General features: G+C 47.3%; 16 protein-coding genes. 11 read left to right on the forward strand and 5 right to left on the reverse strand.

Going from position 1 to position 19,423, the window contains the following annotated elements; translation table 11 throughout:
* Positions 1-14: 14 nt before the first annotated feature.
* A complete protein-coding gene (locus tag ACOT1A_RS19885) occupies positions 15-857 on the reverse strand; it encodes a 23S rRNA (adenine(2030)-N(6))-methyltransferase RlmJ (protein WP_022649709.1) in 843 nt (280 codons plus the stop codon).
* Between the two features lie 208 nt (positions 858-1,065).
* Between ACOT1A_RS19885 and prlC the strand changes: the two genes are divergently transcribed.
* The gene (gene prlC / locus ACOT1A_RS19890) at positions 1,066-3,108 is read left to right on the forward strand and encodes an oligopeptidase A (RefSeq protein ID WP_163347790.1); all 2,043 of its coding nucleotides are present in this window, start codon (positions 1,066-1,068) and stop codon (positions 3,106-3,108) included.
* Positions 3,109-3,115: 7 nt separating this feature from the next.
* Positions 3,116-3,868, forward strand: a complete 753-nt coding sequence (gene rsmJ / locus ACOT1A_RS19895; RefSeq protein ID WP_032671543.1) for a 16S rRNA (guanine(1516)-N(2))-methyltransferase RsmJ — start codon at positions 3,116-3,118, stop codon at positions 3,866-3,868.
* A 92-nt stretch (positions 3,869-3,960) separates the two neighbouring features.
* Here rsmJ and uspA read toward each other — a convergent pair whose 3' ends face one another.
* The gene (uspA, locus tag ACOT1A_RS19900) at positions 3,961-4,398 is read right to left on the reverse strand and encodes a universal stress protein UspA (RefSeq protein WP_003861223.1); all 438 of its coding nucleotides are present in this window, start codon (positions 4,396-4,398) and stop codon (positions 3,961-3,963) included.
* A gap of 283 nt (positions 4,399-4,681) precedes the next feature.
* Here uspA and uspB point away from each other — a divergent pair, with 283 nt between their 5' ends.
* Entirely contained in the window at positions 4,682-5,017 is a 336-nt protein-coding gene (gene uspB, locus ACOT1A_RS19905) for a universal stress protein UspB (protein ID WP_003861224.1), read from the forward strand.
* A gap of 54 nt (positions 5,018-5,071) precedes the next feature.
* Here uspB and pitA read toward each other — a convergent pair whose 3' ends face one another.
* Positions 5,072-6,571 carry an inorganic phosphate transporter PitA gene (gene pitA, locus ACOT1A_RS19910; RefSeq protein ID WP_022649706.1) on the reverse strand — a complete coding sequence of 500 codons (1,500 nt, stop codon included), beginning with the start codon at positions 6,569-6,571 and terminating at the stop codon, positions 5,072-5,074.
* A 228-nt stretch (positions 6,572-6,799) separates the two neighbouring features.
* On the opposite strand from pitA, the gene ACOT1A_RS19915 reads away from it, so the two are divergent.
* The 8 genes from ACOT1A_RS19915 (at position 6,800) to ACOT1A_RS19950 (ending at position 18,132) form a co-directional block, all read left to right on the forward strand.
* Positions 6,800-8,002 (forward strand): NAD(P)/FAD-dependent oxidoreductase, encoded by a 1,203-nt coding sequence (locus ACOT1A_RS19915; protein ID WP_150312897.1) that lies wholly within the window; start codon positions 6,800-6,802, stop codon positions 8,000-8,002.
* 142 nt (positions 8,003-8,144) lie between these two features.
* Positions 8,145-8,987, forward strand: coding sequence for a TnsA endonuclease N-terminal domain-containing protein (locus tag ACOT1A_RS19920; protein ID WP_020833813.1), 843 nt, complete (start codon positions 8,145-8,147; stop codon positions 8,985-8,987).
* Complete coding sequence (locus tag ACOT1A_RS19925; protein ID WP_368958421.1) at positions 8,974-11,097, forward strand: transposase; 2,124 nt, start codon at positions 8,974-8,976, stop codon at positions 11,095-11,097. The genes ACOT1A_RS19920 and ACOT1A_RS19925 overlap by 14 nt, the downstream gene beginning before the upstream one ends.
* Complete coding sequence (locus ACOT1A_RS19930) at positions 11,097-12,545, forward strand: ATP-binding protein (RefSeq protein ID WP_001049182.1); 1,449 nt, start codon at positions 11,097-11,099, stop codon at positions 12,543-12,545. Before ACOT1A_RS19925 ends, ACOT1A_RS19930 begins: the two co-directional genes overlap by 1 nt.
* A 41-nt stretch (positions 12,546-12,586) precedes the next feature.
* Positions 12,587-14,143 (forward strand): TnsD family Tn7-like transposition protein, encoded by a 1,557-nt coding sequence (locus tag ACOT1A_RS19935; protein WP_276169998.1) that lies wholly within the window; start codon positions 12,587-12,589, stop codon positions 14,141-14,143.
* Between the two features lie 11 nt (positions 14,144-14,154).
* Positions 14,155-15,081 (forward strand): hypothetical protein, encoded by a 927-nt coding sequence (locus ACOT1A_RS19940; RefSeq protein WP_276169999.1) that lies wholly within the window; start codon positions 14,155-14,157, stop codon positions 15,079-15,081.
* Positions 15,082-15,443: 362 nt separating this feature from the next.
* A complete protein-coding gene (locus ACOT1A_RS19945) occupies positions 15,444-15,743 on the forward strand; it encodes a helix-turn-helix domain-containing protein (RefSeq protein ID WP_001097217.1) in 300 nt (99 codons plus the stop codon).
* 562 nt (positions 15,744-16,305) lie between these two features.
* Positions 16,306-18,132: an AAA family ATPase gene (locus ACOT1A_RS19950; protein ID WP_276170000.1), complete on the forward strand. Its 1,827-nt coding sequence runs from the start codon at positions 16,306-16,308 to the stop codon at positions 18,130-18,132.
* A gap of 166 nt (positions 18,133-18,298) precedes the next feature.
* On the opposite strand, the gene copM is transcribed toward ACOT1A_RS19950, so the two are convergent.
* Together copM and silE are read right to left on the reverse strand one after the other, a co-directional pair.
* The gene (copM, locus tag ACOT1A_RS19955) at positions 18,299-18,649 is read right to left on the reverse strand and encodes a CopM family metallochaperone (protein WP_008786877.1); all 351 of its coding nucleotides are present in this window, start codon (positions 18,647-18,649) and stop codon (positions 18,299-18,301) included.
* 147 nt (positions 18,650-18,796) lie between these two features.
* Entirely contained in the window at positions 18,797-19,228 is a 432-nt protein-coding gene (silE, locus tag ACOT1A_RS19960) for a silver-binding protein SilE (protein WP_023165800.1), read from the reverse strand.
* Positions 19,229-19,423: the final 195 nt, after the last annotated feature.

A 19,423-nucleotide genomic window follows, 5' to 3' on the forward strand; every position in this document is an offset into this window, starting at 1 on the left:
ACCGATGGCTGCGATTACTCCGGCACGATCCAGCTTACGGTGGCGTGGCCCGTACCGGCTGGCACCAGCGTTTTGTGCAGCCACGGCAGCACGTTGTTCATCTGCGCTTCGAGCTTCCACGGCGGGTTAATCACAATCATGCCGGACGCGGTCATGCCGCGCTGGTCGCTGTCGGGCCGCACCGCCAGCTCAATCTGCAGGATTTTGCGGATGCCGGTCGCCTCCAGATCCTTGATCATGCGTTTAATTTGCGCGCGTAGCACTACCGGATACCACAGGGCATAGGTTCCGGTCGCAAAGCGTTTGTAACCTTCGTTGATACCGGCCACCACCGCCTGATAGTCGGTTTTGATTTCGTACGGCGGGTCGATCAGCACCAGGCCGCGACGCGAAACCGGCGGTAGTTTGGCTTTTAGCTGCTGGTAGCCATCGGCTTTGTCCACGCGGGCGCGGTTATCTTTCTGAAACTCAGCGCGCAGCAGCGGGAAGTCGCTTGGGTGCAGCTCGGTCAACTGGAGGCTGTCCTGCTCGCGCAGCAGCTGGCGGGCAATCAGCGGAGAGCCAGGGTAATAGCGCAGCTGGCCGTTGCGGTTGAAATGATTCACCACGCCGATGTACGGCTCCAGTTCGGCAGGCAGATCGTCCTGCTGCCAGATACGGGCGATGCCTTCCAGATATTCACCGGTACGCTCGGCATGTTCGCCGCTCAGCTGATAACGGCCCGCCCCCGCGTGGGTGTCCAGGTAGAGAAACGGCTTGTCTTTCTCTTTAAGCGCTTCAATGATCAGGCTCTGAACGGTGTGTTTAAGGACGTCGGCGTGGTTGCCAGCGTGGAAGCTGTGGCGATAACTGAGCATGGGTAATGATTTTCCGCTGAATTGACGATTTGCCACAGTTTACAGCAGAACGGCACAGATTACCCGTAGGCCCGGTAAGCGCAGCGCCACAGGGCGTTTTTCGACAACCTCCGGCATTGAAATCCTCTACACTTAACCCCATTACAGAAAACAATATGCACAGCGCCGGATGCGCGCTTCATTCATCTATTTCAACAGGACAGCGTTTATGACCAATCCATTACTGACGCCTTTTTCGTTGCCACCGTTTTCTAAAATCCTCCCTGAGCATGTGGTTCCAGCCGTTACCCAGTCGCTGGAAAACTGCCGCGCGGCGGTAGAGAACGTGGTCGCGCAGGGCGCGCCGTACACCTGGGAAAATCTGTGTCAGCCGCTGGCCGAAGTGGACGACGTGCTGGGGCGCATTTTCTCCCCGGTGAGCCACCTGAACTCGGTGAAAAACAGCCCGGAGCTGCGTGAAGCCTACGAACAGACCCTGCCGCTGCTCTCCGAGTACAGCACCTGGGTCGGCCAGCACGAGGGGCTCTACAAAGCCTACCGCGACCTGCGCGACGGCGACCATTATGCCGAACTGAACACGGCGCAGAAAAAATCGGTCGATAACGCGCTGCGTGATTTCGAACTGTCCGGGATTGGCCTGCCAAAAGAAAAACAGGTTCGCTACGGCGAAATCGCTGCGCGCCTGTCCGAGCTGGGCAACCAGTACAGCAACAACGTCCTCGACGCCACCATGGGCTGGACGAAGCTGATTACCGATGAATCCGAACTGGCCGGTATGCCGGAAAGTGCGCTGGCGGCGGCAAAAGCCCAGGCCGAAGCGAAAGAGCAGGAAGGCTTCTTGTTAACGCTGGATATCCCAAGCTATCTGCCAGTGATGACCTACTGCGACAACCAGGCCCTGCGCGAAGAGATGTACCGCGCCTACAGCACCCGCGCCTCCGATCAGGGGCCGAATGCCGGTAAGTGGGATAACAGCCCGGTGATGGCGGAGATCCTCGCCCTGCGCCACGAGCTGGCACAGCTGCTGGGCTTCGACAGCTACGCGGATAAATCCCTCGCCACCAAAATGGCCGAGAACCCACAGCAGGTGCTCGACTTCCTGACCGATCTGGCGAAACGCGCCCGTCCTCAGGGTGAAAAAGAGTTAGCTCAGCTGCGCGCCTTTGCGAAAGCGGAGTTCGGCGTGGACGAGCTTCAGCCGTGGGATATCGCATACTACAGCGAAAAACAGAAACAGCACCTCTACAGCATCAGCGACGAACAACTACGTCCGTACTTCCCGGAAAACAAAGCCGTCAACGGTCTGTTCGAGGTAGTGAAGCGCATCTATGGCATTACCGCGAAAGAGCGTACCGATATCGACGTCTGGCATCCGGACGTGCGCTTCTTCGAGCTGTATGACGAGAAAAACGAACTGCGCGGCAGCTTCTACCTCGATCTCTACGCGCGTGAGAACAAGCGCGGCGGGGCGTGGATGGACGACTGCGTGGGCCAGATGCGTAAAGCGGATGGTTCCCTGCAAAAACCTGTCGCCTACCTGACCTGTAACTTCAACCGTCCCGTGAGCGGCAAACCTGCGCTGTTTACCCACGATGAAGTGATCACCCTGTTCCACGAGTTCGGTCACGGCCTGCACCACATGCTGACCCGCATCGAAACCGCTGGTGTCGCCGGTATCAGCGGTGTGCCATGGGATGCGGTCGAGCTGCCAAGCCAGTTTATGGAGAACTGGTGCTGGGAGCCGGACGCGCTGGCGTTTATCTCCGGTCATTACGAAACGGGCGAACCGCTGCCGAAAGAACTGCTGGATAAAATGCTGGCGGCGAAAAACTACCAGGCGGCGATGTTTATCCTGCGTCAGCTGGAGTTCGGCCTGTTCGACTTCCGCCTGCACGCCGAGTTCAGCCCGGAGCAGGGGGCGAAAATCCTCGAAACCCTGGCTGAGATTAAAAAGCAGGTTGCCGTCATTCCAGGCCCGACCTGGGGACGCTTCCCGCACGCGTTCAGCCATATCTTCGCAGGCGGGTACGCCGCAGGCTACTACAGCTACCTGTGGGCCGACGTGCTGGCGGCGGATGCCTTCTCGCGCTTCGAAGAAGAGGGGATTTTCAACCGCGAAACCGGTCAGTCCTTCCTCGACAACATCCTGACGCGCGGCGGTTCAGAAGAGCCTATGGAGCTGTTCAAACGCTTCCGTGGCCGCGAGCCGCAGCTGGATGCGATGCTGGAGCATTACGGAATCAAAGGCTGATTGCTACGTGAAGATCTGCTTAGTAGATGAAACAGGCGCCGGTGACGGCGCCTTATCTGTTCTGGCGGCCCGCTGGGAGCTGGAACATGATGAAGAGAACCTGATGGCGCTGGTGATGACGCCGGAACATCTGGAGCTGCGCAAGCGCGATGAGCCAAAGCTTGGCGGGATTTTTGTCGATTTTGTCGGCGGCGCGATGGCGCACCGGCGTAAGTTCGGCGGCGGTCGCGGCGAAGCGGTGGCCAAGGCGGTTGGCATTAAAGGGAGCTATCTTCCGGACGTGGTGGACGCCACGGCGGGGCTGGGGCGCGATGCGTTTGTGCTGGCCTCGGTGGGCTGCCGTGTGCGGATGCTGGAGCGTAATCCGGTTGTCGCCGCGCTGCTCGACGACGGGCTGACGCGAGGCTATGCGGACCCGGAAATCGGCTCGTGGTTACAGGAACGTTTGCAACTTATTCATGCCTCCAGCCTGACGGCGCTGACCGATATCACCCCGCGCCCGCAGGTGGTCTATCTCGACCCCATGTTCCCGCATAAGCAGAAAAGCGCGCTGGTGAAGAAAGAGATGCGGGTGTTTCAGTCGCTGGTGGGGCCAGATTTAGATGCCGATGGCCTGCTGGAGCCGGCTCGTCAACTGGCGACGAAGCGGGTGGTGGTGAAACGTCCTGACTATGCGCCGCCGCTGGCGGACGTTGCGACCACTAACGCGGTGACCACCAAAGGGCATCGCTTTGATATCTACTCAGGTACGCCGGAATAAAAAAAGCCGGGTGGCGGCTTCGCCTTACCCGGCCTACATTCAGTACCGCTTGTAGGCCCGGTATGCGTTAGCGCCACCGGGCTTTTTTGCACTTACTCGTCTTCTTCGTCACGCAGTGGAACAATCAGCATATCCACGTGTACGGTGTTAATCAGCTGACGTGCGGAAGACATCAGTTTGCTCCAGAAGTCCTGATGGTGACCACATACCACCAGGTCCATATCGTATTTCTTAATCGCATCAACCAGCACCTGGCCCAGATCGCCGCTACCGCTTAAGGTTTCAGTAATTGGATAGCCCGCGTTGGTAGAAAGCTCGCTCAGCGCGTGGTGAGTCTCTTCGGAGATGCGTTTCTGCATATCGCCGAGATTCACGTCGATCAGACCGGTGTAGAGGTCGGAGTAATTCACATCAACGTGAATCAGCGAAACTTTCGCGTTGTAGGGACGTGCCATGGATACTGCTTTATCAACCAGCACTTTACTCTCCGGGGAGAGGTCTACCGCGATAAGAATGTGTTTGTAAGCCATAGTGTTACTCCTTCCTTAAGTTATCGATGACTAAATGGGAAAGCCGTCGTCTGATGCTTTCATTACGGCCCAGTTAAACATATTTTTCAAGCTTTGGTGTTGATAACGATTAACCTTGTGGCAAAAAAATTAACGGATCTCCTACACTATTTAATGAGCCGTTCGGATATTAAAACGCGAACCGGATCGACTTTTAGTCATTCTTTCACTGAACTGTCTGTCAGGGCATTGGGGTGCGGTAGCTCAGGAGCCTTGCTTCGTGGGTGGACGCCGGGGAGGATGTATGATTAGCACCGTCGCATTGTTTTGGGCGTTATGCGTGGTTTGCATAGTGAATATGGCGCGCTACTTCTCATCGTTACGTGCGCTGTTAGTGGTACTTCGTGGTTGCGATCCGTTGCTTTATCAATATGTGGACGGTGGAGGGTTCTTCACCTCGCACGGACAGCCCAGCAAGCAGATGCGTCTGGTGGGGTATATCTACTACCAGCGCTACCGCGATCACCACGATGAAGAGTTTATCCGTCGCTGCGAGCGCCTGCGTCGTCAGTTCATTTTGACCAGCGCCCTGTGTGGTCTGGTTGTGGTGAGTATGATTGCGCTGATGATATGGCACTGAGCATAAAAAAAGCGGGCCAGTTTCCTGACCCGCTTTTTTGTCGCCTTCAGCCGATTAAATTAGCTTCAGCGAAATCCAGTACAGACCGCCAGACAGCAGGATGGACGCCGGGAGGGTGAACACCCAGGCCATCAGAATGTTGGTCACGGTTTTACGCTGCAAACCGCCGCCGTCAACAATCATGGTACCTGCCACGGACGAAGAGAGTACGTGGGTGGTGGAGACTGGCATACCGGTGTAGCTCGCCAGACCGATAGACACTGCCGCCGTCATCTGCGCGGACATGCCCTGAGCATAGGTCATGCCTTTCTTACCGATCTTCTCACCGATGGTGGTCGCCACACGACGCCAGCCAATCATCGTACCGATACCCAGTGCCAACGCGACCGCCATGATGATCCAGATTGGCGCGTACTCAATGGTGTTGAGCATATCGCCTTTCAGTTTCTTCAGCAGACGCTTATCGTCAGCATTGACCTCTGGCAGCTTCGCGACTTTATCGGTCACGTCGGAGATACAGAGCATGATACGACGCAGCTGACCACGCTGTTCTACAGCCAGTTTGTCGTAGCTTTCGATATCGGCCAGCATGCCTTTCGCACGTTCCAGCGCGTTAATCGCGTTTGCCGGGTGGCAATGGAACTCGCCCGGTGCAGTCAGTGCGCCAGAGTCAGGAGAAGGGATCAACTGGTCTACGCCGGTCGCTTTCTTCAGCAAATCAGGATGCTGCTGGAAGTAAGTCTCAACGTTGTTTACCGCATCACGGGTACGGGTGATCTCATAGCCAGAGGCGTTCATGTTAACCACGAAGCCTGCCGGTGCAACGCCAATCAGAACCAGCATCACCAGACCGATACCTTTCTGACCATCGTTCGCGCCATGAGAGAAGGCGACACCGATAGCGGAAATGATCAGCGCGATACGCGTCCAGAACGGCGGCTTTTTCTTGCCGTCTTTCTTCTCACGCTCTGCTGGCGTCAGGTGGATACGTGCACGTTTCTTCGTGTTGCTCCAGTAGCGACGCAGGATGAAAATCAATCCACCTGCTACCACCAGACCGACGATAGGGGAGATGATCAGAGAGCCGAAAATACCCAGTACTTTAGGAAGGTTCAGCGCATCAACAACCGATGTACCGGTCATCAGGGCGTTAGTTAAACCGATACCGATAATCGCGCCGATAAGGGTGTGAGAGCTGGATGCCGGCAGGCCGAAATACCAGGTACCGAGGTTCCAGATAATCGCAGCAAGCAGCATTGAGAACACCATGGCCAGGCCATGACCGGAACTTACGTTAAGCAGCAGATCCGTTGGCAGCATATGCACAATGGCATAGGCAACGCTCAGTCCGCCCAGGAGGACACCAAAAAAGTTAAATACCGCCGCCATAACGACCGCAAGCTGCGATCGCATTGCGCGAGTGTAGATAACCGTTGCAACTGCGTTTGCAGTGTCGTGGAAGCCATTGATCGCTTCGTAAAACAGCACAAAAACCAGAGCAAGCAATAATAAAAGCCCGGTATGTAAATCCAGGCCGGCAAACAAATGTAGCATAGGACGTTACGCCATTTTGAGGACATGAACGCGGCGCATTATCCAGGACAAATGCGCAACGGGCAAAGTGAAATATAGACTTTTTTTGACATACCACCTGATTTGAGAAATGTGCCTGAATAGATAATCTTTAAATATCAATGAAATGGCTTTGTAATATCTTTTTACGCTGGTGCGACCACTGAGGAAACTTTACAATCCGCGGCAGTTAACGAAGAGGATTTTGACGTGGAAAGGTTTGATGCCGTAGTAATTGGCGCCGGTGCGGCGGGTATGTTTTGTGCGGCAATGGCCGGACAAGCGGGTCGTCGTGTGCTGCTGCTGGATAACGGAAAAAAGCCTGGCCGCAAGATCCTGATGTCCGGCGGCGGGCGCTGCAATTTCACTAATCTTTATGTCGAGCCTGCGGCCTATTTGAGCCAGAACCGTCATTTTTGTAAATCTGCGCTGGCGCGCTACACGCAGTGGGATTTCATCGAACTGGTGGGTAAACACGGCATCGCGTGGCATGAGAAGACGCTGGGACAACTGTTCTGCGACGACTCTGCCCAGCAAATCGTGGATATGCTGGTGGCCGAGTGCGAGAAAGGCGGCGTAGTCATGCGCCTGCGCACCGAAGTGCTGGACGTCGCCCGTAACGAGCAAGGGTACACGCTGCAACTCAACGGCGAAACCGTCAGCGCCGATAACCTGGTGATCGCCAGCGGCGGCCTCTCGATGCCGGGGCTGGGTGCCTCACCGTTCGGCTACAAAATCGCCGAGCAGTTTGGCCTGAAAGTATTACCCACGCGCGCCGGGCTGGTGCCGTTCACGCTGCATAAGCCGCTGCTGGAACAGCTTCAGACGCTCTCCGGCGTGTCTGTGCCGTCGGTCATTACGGCCGAAGACGGCACGGTGTTCCGCGAAAACCTGCTCTTTACCCATCGCGGTCTCTCGGGGCCAGCGGTATTGCAGATCTCCAGCTACTGGCAGCCGGGGGAGTTTGTCTCCGTAAACCTGGTGCCGGACTGCGATCTGGACGCCTTCCTCAATGAGCAACGCGCCGCGCACCCGAATCAAAGCCTGAAAAATACCCTGGCGATGCAGCTGCCGAAGCGTCTCGTGGAGTGCTTGCAGGTGTTAGGGCAAATTCCGGATGTTGCGCTTAAGCAGCTCAACAGCCGCGAGCAGGACACGCTGGTGGAGACGCTGACGAACTGGCGCGTGCAGCCAAACGGCACCGAAGGCTACCGCACGGCGGAAGTGACGCTGGGCGGCGTGGATACAAACGAACTCTCATCCCGCACGATGGAAGCCCGCAACGTGCCGGGTCTTTATTTCATTGGTGAAGTGATGGACGTGACCGGCTGGCTCGGCGGGTATAACTTCCAGTGGGCGTGGGCCAGTGCCTGGGCATGCGCGCAGGCACTCGCTGATGTCCGAAGACAATAAAGTTGTACACAAAGCACTAAAGTTGTAACCATTCTCAAAAAACGACGCTAATGTTGTATACTTACTGAATGTGTGGTTATAGGGTTGGAGACTATAAAATGCACATATAGGTACGTATCAATGTCGTTTTTTGGGTACGATCATGGGTAGGGGTAGGCGTCTCAAATCCTATTTGGATTATGAAAATGCGCTAGGTGACGGCATAGGAGTGGGCTATGGCCAAAGTTATCAGCCCTGGCTTAGAGCTCAGGACGTTAAATCCCGTGGAAACCGTTCGATAGTCTTTGGCCTTAAGACGTTTCGAAACCATCATCTCCTTTCTTCTGTCGAAAGTAACTTTTTCTATCTGGCTGAGTTTAATGACTCGGTGATTGATATCCGGGAACAATTCCCACTCTTTCCTCTCCGGCTTACCCAACAAATAGCAAATCATCTACATTTTCAACATCCTATGGTGAGGGGAGTAAGAGGAGTACCTGTCGAAGTTCTGAATGTTATGACAACCGATTTTTTACTGACCTTGAGAACTCCTGAAGGCGGACTTCGATACAAAGCTGTAGCAGTAAAACAAAACGAGAGCATACCTGAACGCGAAGCCCAAAAACTTGAAATAGAGAGGATGTTTTGGCAGTTGATTGATGTTGAGTTTCAAATTTATGTTGGCTCGGAACTCAATAACGTCGTCGGTAAAAATATTTGTTGGGTTACTTCTGTATTAAGAGATGGTTCTGTATTTTATGATAAATATCCTCTTGATAAAATCCTATGGAAGCTTAAACCAGATGTTTATCCCATAGTGGGACTACGTGCAATGATTTCATCAATCATTGGGGTAGATGCACAAGAAGCGATGATGTTATTGCAGGCAATGATTGGATTAAAAATGATAAAAATTGATTTATCATATCCAATACTCGAAACCGGTCTGATAAAGATAATATCCAATGGCCACTATATAGGACTGAACGCAAATGGATATTATTAGAAATTCAGTCTGGCTCTCTCAAGGCACTGATTTGCTTGCAGAGGGGCTTTATCGTGTTTTGGATTTTGACAAAAAGGTTGATTTGTTAATTTTGTTTAAAATAAAATCAGAAAGAACGGGTAAGCCAATTCCTTTCTCATTTTCATTGTTTAAATATTATATTGAATCAAATAGCATAACTTGTAAAGATTATATATACCCTTCATATATGTTAGTAGATGAGAAAGAAATAACAGATGAAGACAGGGGAAGGCGAGATGAAAATTACAATATCATTAAAGATCTTGTAGATGACAGAATGTTTCTGTTCGACTATGCATTACATAAAAAGTCTCACCTTTTAATGGACTACTCCAGAAATAAAAAAATATCACAATATACTATCAGAACGCTTCTGGCGTTGTACTGGCGACATGGGCAGGATGTTTATGCATTACTACCCGCATTCTCGAACTGTGGTGCCGCTGGGAAAAGTAGAATCAAACATGAAATTAAACTTGGGAATTCCAAGAAAAACAGAGCATTACCTAATGAACGTTCACGTGTTTTCATTCTTAATGAAAGAGATATAAATAATATTAGAAAATCTCTCATTATGTATCATTATAAAGTTAACGGAGATACGATAAAGAAAACATTAGAGAGACATATTGATTTGTATTTTAGGGATGAAATTAAAACAGCGAACTTAGAAAATAGAGCTCCATATGTTCCTTCTTTAAAACAATTTTCATACTGGAATAAAAAACTCTTCACTAAAGATTTCTCGATAAAGAAGAAGAACACGAAAAAAGAAATAGACCTCAAAATGCGGGCGCTTTTAGGTAGTGCGGCTAATACAACTGTTTTACCGGGTGATGTTTTCGAAATAGACTCAACTGTCGCTGATGTACATCTTATTTCGAGTTTAAACAGACGAAAAGTCATTGGGCGCCCAACTATTTATACAGTGGTGGATCGCGCAACAAGAATGATTGTTGGCCTTCATGTTTCTTTATACCATGCTTCATGGCGAGCTGCCCGACAAGCGTTAGCAAATTGCTTTATGCCAAAAAAAGAATATTGTAGATTATTTGGAATCTCTATTACTAATGATGATTGGCCTTGTTCTCATATTCCATTAACATTGATGTGTGACAACGGGGAGATGATTGGTCTTAAACCTCAGGAAAAGATGACCCCCCTGACAAAACTTGAGTTTGCGCCAGTCGGTAGAGGCGACAGAAAAAGCATTGTTGAACGCTGTTTCGGTATTCTAAATGATGAAGTTATTCATAGGCTTATTGGAACAACACGAAGGGGTAAGATTGTTAAAGGAGAGCCAACACCGCAATCCAGGGCTTGTTTAACGATTCAGGAGGTCACGTCTTTACTGATTCGGGAGATACTTGCACATAATCAGAGAACATATGAAGAACTGGCTTATATCAATCCCTTACTGATTGAAAATGATCTCGTAATATCACCAAAAAATAGTTGGATGATAAGCTTAAAGCACGGGAGATTCAGCGCAAGAGCCGTTGGGGCCGACGAAGTGATCGCACGATTGTTGATCCCTGTGAACGCTAACATTACCGCCGGTGGGATTCAGTACAATAATCTTTTTTATGAATGTGATCCAGACATTGCATCAGGTGCCAGAGTATTTGGAAGAACCACTTGTGAAGCAAGAATAGATGACAATTGCGTAGATTATATGTATGTAAGATTTGACAAAAATAGCATTTTCAAAAAGCATTACCTGCTTAAGAAAAGAGATATATTTAAAGGTAAAGCTCATCTTGATACAGATGTAATGGCTGATTGGGTAGATACTCAAAAAGAAATTAATTTATTTACTCTGGATTCACTCAGCAATATCAATAATAAAGATGATTTTAACAAGAAAGGTAACGAAAGATTAAATGAAATATACGAATCTCGACGGGTACATGGTAAAGATATTAAAAAGAACAGGAAAAATGAACTTGATTCATTAGGGCGAACTGATGTTGCTAATGGAAGACCTGAACCCCTACTTCCGTCATCCAGTAAGGTTCTGCTTTTGCCTGGCCGGGAGGAGAAACAAAGATGGTTAAAAGGTAAGAAGAAGACTGAGGACGCAGAATAATGAACCTTATACGGAGCGTTTCAGCGATATATAAAGAACAGGAGTTACCTGAGTATCGTGGCAACCCCTTAATTGAAGCACTTCCTGAAGCGCTTACGGAAGATGAAGTACTTCTGGAAATGAGTTATTTTCCCGAAATTGACGAAAAAATCCGCTGGACTGCCCCGGCGAATGTTAGAGAGCAGTATGTCGAACGTATAAAGAAATTCCGTTGCCCTCAAACCAATCTTATCCAGGCTTATAAAATGATTTTACGGGCACTTAGGGAAAGCTATGCAGCCCGTAATCCTTTAAAAAGCGGAACTATTCAATATCTTCATTACTATGGGACTGAGCGTCCTGATATTGAACCCGAAAGTGGATATTTTAAATCCCAGGCTGAAACCATTACGATAGTTGGAATGAGTGGTTCTGGAAAAACTACCATGATCGAGCAAGTCATGGATCATTTCCCTCAGATTATAGAACACAGCAGCTATAAAGGAGTTTTTCCCGGCTTCAGTAAGCAAATCGTATGGGTAAAGATTAATTGTCCATACAACTCAAGTGTGAGAGACCTTTGTGAAGAGATTTTACAAAAATTAGATGATGCAATTGGTATTGAACGAACTACACCAGAGATTAGAAATGGTGCTCTGGCTCGCCAGATTGCGCAAAGAATAAAATCATCATTTTTAGGTATCCTTGTTATTGATGAAATGCAGAGGCTAAAATTTTCAAGAACTGGAGGTGAGAGTAAGTTGATTGATTTTTTACATGAAATTGTAGATTCGATGGGGGTATCTATGGTTTTTTGTGGAAATCATCCTTTTGACGAGACTCTGACAAAGAAAATGAGAATTGCCAGGCGGGCAGAGTCTGGTGGTTATATGAAAATTTCAAATGTCAGATACGACTCACAAGACTGGCAATCGTTTATTCATTATTTATGGCCATTACAATGGACAAATGTTGAAACACCATTAAATGATGAGTTAAACGAAAAATTATTCATTTTATCTAAAGGCAACATTGGATTGGCTCAGATGATTTATCGGGGGGCACAATTAAAGGTTATCGGTAGCGGTAATGAAATCATAACTGGTGCAGTCTTGTCGGCCTCTGTACCGGTACTCGTAAGCCATACGGAGGAATATAAGGATACTTTACTCCCGGGGGCAGCGACTGAAGACGAGGAAGCCAAATGGCTCTCTGCATCTAATGAAAGTGATGCTTCGGCTAAGTTCATGTCAGAGAAGCCCTTAAAAGCTTTGATCCCTGGAGATATAGACAGGCCACAGCACAAGGAATTCGTAAGAAAAATAGACGAGGTTATGCGCAATTTCGACGAGAAAATACTGTCTCTTGACCATGATCTTGTTATCACCAGAACAGCTGAAAAGAAAAATACCTACGATGCTCTTCAGCGTTGCGGGCTTATAAATACAGATCCACTTAATAAATTGTAATGAGGTCATCAGTTCGTAACGGTCAAAGAGAGGTGGGGTAAATGAGAATGTTGTCTGTTTTACCTGATGAATCCTTGTTCAGTCGGTTTTGTCGGACAGCTACCGTGTACGGTATGTCCCCATCTTCTCTGTTAACGATCATTTTCCACAAACCTGATATGAGCGTCCATCCAATTCTCAATTCAGGATTAAAGGCTATTTCTCTTCATACATCCGAAAGTGCAGACCAGCTCTGGCATGAACAGACTTTACTCCCTCTGTTTGCCTGGGCACTACCAATCAGTCGTAATGAAATTATGGATTTCAACACGACCCCTGCCAGGCTTAATCGATTGTGCCGCCTTAGTAATTTTTCACTAGGACAGCGGACACTATTGAAGTTTTGCCCGGTTTGCGCTCGTGAAGATACTTTTCATTATGGTGTTACTTATTGGCATCTGGCGCATCAACTTCATGGGGTTACAACCTGCCATCGGCACCAGGTAGTGCTTGAAAGCATCAATGTCCCTTCTGCACCGCACATACGTATTGGACTGATGCCTCCTGTTTCGTATACAGAACAACTCAGCAATGAGACAGACTTCGATTTTGCTAAATTTTGTTATGAGTCCATAAATATAATCAGAAGAAAAGAAATTTGTCACCCAAATTACATGGATATACTTAAAAAGTTAAATTTATTATCATTGGACGGGAATCTGAAGAAAAATGTATTTTACGCACATGTTTATGCTAAGTGCCAGTTATTTGGGGAGGGTTCATCGGAGCTTCTACCGACATCCCTTACTGATTATCACTACTGGGAGCCTATACTCAAAGATAAATGTTGTCAGCATCCCACAAAGCACCTTTTGCTTTGTTATTGTTTGTTAAATACTTGCTGGCCAACGTATGCAGGAAGTCGTCCTAATAAAAAGAAAGAAATCTTTAAAAGTCATAAGGAATACAGCTTTCATATGGCTGAAAATAATACTAGTGTTAGCAGCCTTGGGAGAGAATTTAATCGCAGCAGATGTTACATTAAAACACTTATTTATAAAAAATACCTGAGGGCGTTTAAGCGAAACACAAAAATTAATATATTCACTGAATTGCTTATCAAGTCTATGGCTGTAAGGGGGTTTAGTCTGGCATCCATAGCTGAGAAAAACTCATTATCGGAAGGAACTGTATCCTCTGTAATTTCATCTTGTTACGGTTTATGCTCATGGCGTAAAAAATGTAAAAAAGATTCTTTAAGACGGCGTCATAAGCAGAAAATATTAAGATTTATACATAATCAATCCATTTCTGTAACGCGAAAGTTAGTCAAGGAAAGTTGTTATGCTAGTTTCTTTTGGCTAAATAAACATGAAAATGGCTGGCTTAATTCCTGTCTTCCTAAAGCAGTACGATGTTATAGAAATAAAAGAGTAGACTGGAGCGAGAGAGATATAATCTCATCATCATTAATAAATGTTGTCTTATCTCAGGGGCAATACCCGATGTCACTTACAAGCCTGGATGCTTTACTGGGGGGGCATAACTGGCTTTTGAAATACAGAGATAAACTACCAATGACAATGACACTTCTCAGGAAAAAGAATCTAATTAAATAAGAGGGAGTGATATGGTTTACGAAAATGAATTGTGGCACAGTTTTCTTCTGCGTTCACAGATAATGTATAACTTATCCAATTGCAGGAACATAATATCTAAGCATGGTGAACTAAGGTACGATGCCTTTCCTCGGCTCGAACTGATTGATATGTACAAATTGCATAGTTTTCAGGATATATATGACATTCTTGCCACAAGAAATGGTTATATACTAACTTCCAATATAGTGTCGTTATCTTCTGGTGTTTACGGGTATTTCAACGCTGTTGAAGATGCCTGTCGAAATAATTTACACATAACTAATTCATATCCATTGGTAAACATCTCAAAGATTCGTTACTGCCATAAATGTATTATTGAAGATATACACTCTAAAGGCATTGGTTATCTTCGTCATAGATGGTTGTTTGAATCTAAATGTGCAGCTCATAGTACCTGTTTATATGAGGTTTGTTTTGACAACTATTTGGATGCAGTGAAAGGACTTAGTGACTTAATTATAAGTGGAATAAATCCTCATGGTTATTGTTCCCTTGTGGTTGACATTTCAAATCCTTTCAAAACTCCAGTGTATTTATTGCCATGTGCCAGGGATAAAATTTTAAAATGGATTTCTGACAATAAAAATGAGCTGGTTTACTTTCTCTTTGACCTCTTTAAAAGTAAATCGCATTCTAGTTTATTAAAGGTTATTGAAGTCAGGATAATGCATAGTAGTTATATTTCTGCGGTGTTCAGGATATTGAGTGAGGTTAATTTTTGTAATTTCAACTCATTTATTACCGATTTATTCGAGGACGTAAGTTATGCCTCTGTTGGACTTGATGATTATTCTGTTAATGTGGATTTTCTCAGGCTAAAAGCCGCAGATTGCAAATTTTGCCGGTTCAATGGTAAAAATTTTTGCTCACTTTTTAATGTAAAGCTTCTTCGCTAATTTTTACTTCATTTATAAACTACTAAGAAAGCTAATAAGATAGGGTTATATATTTTGATTAGGGCGGGAATAAATTATCACTTCCCGAGTATCCCTGGGGGTTACCACCTGAGTATGATGCCGGTTAGCAACAACGTCTAAAAGACCTACGATCACGATAAATGTCACTGGGTCACTCTCAAGCAAAGTGGTCAGGGGTGCTAGATACCAGTACTGCTTACTCAACACGGCCTTGTTTTTGAAAGATGCCGAATCTTGGCAAGAGGCGTATTACAGCCTATAGTCTGTTAATGAGTATTACAGCTTATCTGCTGTAAATCCATTCGTTGTGCTTGTTAACCCGTCGATACGGAAGATCACTTATGAACACTCAATACGCTTTGAAGACCTTGAATCAGTTGCGTCCTGTTTTAATCGGCTTTCGCAAAGCCAATGGACTGACGCAAAGAGATGTTTCTGAACGTTTGGGTGTAACACAGCAAACTTATGCCCGACTGGAGGCCAACCCTGCAAGTGTGGGTTTTGAGCGTTTGTTTAGAGTGTTCAGCGTCCTTGGAGTGGAGATCGTACTTTCATCCAGGGAACCATTGTCAGATGCAAAGCCCGAATACGGAGCTTTGCACAATGATTCTTCACTTCCAGCCAGGCGGGAGAAATGGTGACGCCATGCGCTTCCCGGTCTAATTGTCTGCAGCAATATTAACCCCTTAGCGGCCTGAAGTATCAGGTTGCTATGAAGCCTTTCGTTTCTTCTGTTATGTTAAATACACCAGTTTGAGCTGTTTCGGACAACCATAAATTATCTCTTCACTCTTAAATGAAAATTTTATGTCGATCACATTATCGATGAATTTAGGAAATAATCCGTAAATGAAAATCTATCTACCTTTAAATTTATCAATGTCCGTACGACATAATTAATATCAAAGAATGTGTATTATTATCATTTAAGTCATAAAAGCCATGAGTCAGTTCCAAAAAATATAATGAGCATTGAAATTATTACCCATCATTCTGGAGTTTTAACTTAGCCATGTATCGAACCACAAGTTGGCTTCCGGTGTTTTGAGGAGCAGTAAAGTTCAGAAAGCGCGACCAGATCATAATCCAGAAATGTCGTTAAGATATTCTCAATAACGGTTATCCCTGCATGCTGGCAGGCATTTGAAAATATATTTTGTATTCAGGTTGCAGCAAAACGCTTTCTTACACACAGGACTTCATATGCGGCTCAAAAAATTAAAACTGAAAAACTTCAGAGGCTACAGAAACTCTACTGAAATCATTATTGATGAAGGCATGACGGGCATTGTTGGTCGTAATGACTTTGGGAAATCAACGCTTCTGGAAGCGCTGGCTATTTTTTTTGAAACAGAAGGAATGAAGGCTGACAAGAATGACATGAACTGTTTCAGCCTGAGAGAAGGGGAGGGCCGTTTTGAAATAGCCTGTGAATTCGATGATCTGCCCGATTTTATCATGATCGACGACAGGGTGCAGACCACGCTCGCCTCAGAACATCTGCTGAATGAAGACGGCAATTTTGAAATCGTCAAAACGTTTAAAGCAACGACCTCAGGAAAACCGGAGCAGACCTGCATCCGCTGCATCCACCCGGATGAGGAGCCCCTGAGAAATTTACTGGGCATGAAAATTTCCGAGCTCAGGGCGGTGGGAAAAGAAGTTGAAAAAAATGTGGCGGATAAACGCACCGCATCGTTATGGCGTCAGGCCATCAGGGAAGCCGCCGCTCCCTATACCTGTTCGGAAATGTTGCTGGATGTCGATAAAGAGTTTGGAACCGACACAAAATCATTATGGGGTAAGATCCTCGATTTGCTGCCCACGTATGCGATTTTCAAAGCCGACAGGGAAAGCAGCGACGGGGATTCAGAAGCTAAAAACCCCTTACAGCAGGCCGTAAAAGACGCTCAGGCGGCGCTGCAGGACAAAATTACAGCGCTGGAAAATGAGATCCAGGACAGCGTACTGGATGTCGCACAGAGAACGCTGGATAAATTACGTGAAATGGCCCCCGAACTCGCCAGTGAACTGACTCCACGATTTAAGGAAAAACCCAAGTGGACCTTCAATTTCACCCTGGACGGGGAAAATGGCATCCCCATCAATAAGCGCGGCAGCGGGATAAGGAGGCTTATCCTGTTGAATTTTTTCCGGGCTGAGGCTGAAAAGAATGTCGCGGGGACGCCCAGAAACATGATTTATGCCATCGAAGAGCCTGAAACGTCACAGCATCCAAACTATCAGATGATGCTGATGAAAGCGTTGCTGGCACTGGCAGGCCAGCCGCACCGTCAGATTATCGTCACCACCCATGTCCCGGCGCTGGCCGGATTGATCCCTGTCGAAGGTGTACGTTATGTCACCCGAAATGAGGCGGGTGAACCCGTAGTAAAAATGCCGGATGACGCTGTGCTGAAGGAAGCCACTGAAAGCCTGGGGGTGCTGCCAGAGACCGGTATGGAAAGGGCGCAGGGGATTGTTCTGGTAGAGGGAAAGTCGGATGTCACTTTCCTGAGGCATGCGGCCAGTTCATTAAAACAGTCAGGTGTGCTGCCAGCCTCTCTGGAGGACGTGAAAATAGTGCCAGTCCTCATAGGAGGGTGTGGCAGCGTCAAACACTGGGTTACATTGAATCTGGCCAACGATCTGGGGCTTCCCTGGTGCGTTTTTCTGGACTCCGATATTGGGGGAGACCCTGCACAGGTTATGTCCATTCAGAAACGTAAAAGAGAAGTGGAGGATGCCGGTAAGGTATTCTTCGCCACGCGTAAACGTGAAATAGAGAACTATCTCTGCCCGGATCTGATCGAAGAAATGACCGGTGTAGCCGTCACGTTTACGGACACCTGTGATGCTAAAAAAATAATTGGCCGGGCGGTGGGAATGAAGCCCGATAATGTGCTTGATAAATTCTGGCCCCGGATGACAGCGGAAAGAATCATCTCAAGATCAACCTATCATGACGGAATGCAGGAAAGGATTGAGCTGGTTGAGATCCTGAGCGATATTGTTGCCATGACGAGATAATGTGTAAAAATTATCGCTGCTGCATATATTCCGGTCCACAGCAAAGGACCGGAGTATAGTATATAAAAAACCCGAAATTAATCGGGTTTTAATTATTTAACGTTTAACAGGCTCCCGTGCCCGGGAGTGAATTAAAATTACGCTTATTATGGCGTTTTTGCAATCTTTATTTTTGACTGCCAAGCCATTTATTCATCTGCTCGATTTCACCTTTCTGAGCTTTAATGATGTCCTGCGCAAGCTTTCTCATTTCGGGATCTTTTCCGTATTTAAGTTCGGTCTCAGCCATTGCTATTGCTCCTTCATGGTGTGCGATCATACCTTTTGCAAAGGCCTTATCGGGATCGGGCTCATTAACGGCGGCCATCATTTTGTCATGCATGTCTTTCATGCCAGCCATATATTCCTGTGACGATGCCGATGAGTGCATATCTGACATTTTCATTTCCGAATGTTCAGCAGAAATGGCTGGCAGGGATAACATTAATATTACAAAAAGGGTGTTTTTGATTTTCATTTAATAAATCCTTTTCAGGTAGGTACCGGTTAATTGTAGCTGAGTCAGATAAAAAAGCCCCCTGACGGGGGCAAAAATCTCACAACATATCCGGTTAAGGAATAATCTATCAAGGAAAGGGTAAAAGCACGGATACTACAGTCGCATTCAGCCTGCATTGATCATGCGGCGGTGCGCTTCGGCCATGGCCTGATGTGGGCCGGATTGCCCGTTATTCATGAATTCATGGGCAACCGCTGCTCTTTCATGCTCATTCATCGCCGTGTAAGATGTTGACGGGACGGTCGTGGATACTGTGTTATTTCCCATCATCTTCTGATGACTTTCCACCATTTTCTGGTGCGCATCCGCCGAGCCGTTCGTCATGGTTTCATGAGCAATAATGGCCTGTTCATGCTGGTCCATACCGGTCATACGAGGAGCAGTCCCCTGGATCCCGACAGGAGCCGCAGCAGACTGCATCTGGTGAGCAGGAGCCTGTGCATTGTTGACGCGATCATGGATATTCACGGTTTCAGTGGCCCAGGACGATGTAATTAAACCAAAGCCCAGCAAAGATGCTAATACGATATTTTTCATGATAACTCTCCATTTCTGAATTAGTGATGTCCGGGGAAGTACAACCGGTGTTTTCAGTTCCATAACTGAAACAGGTTCGGCAGCGTTTATTTCTCCGGGAGAAGGCTGGATATTCATTTCCTGGCGTACTCTGACGCCGGGTATTGATGAAGCAATCCAGCCTTCCTGATAAGTTGCACTAATTATATCGAATGG

Source organism: Enterobacter cloacae complex sp. SYL003 (assembly GCF_049236925.1).
Taxonomy (GTDB): Bacteria; Pseudomonadota; Gammaproteobacteria; order Enterobacterales; family Enterobacteriaceae; genus Enterobacter; species Enterobacter intestinihominis.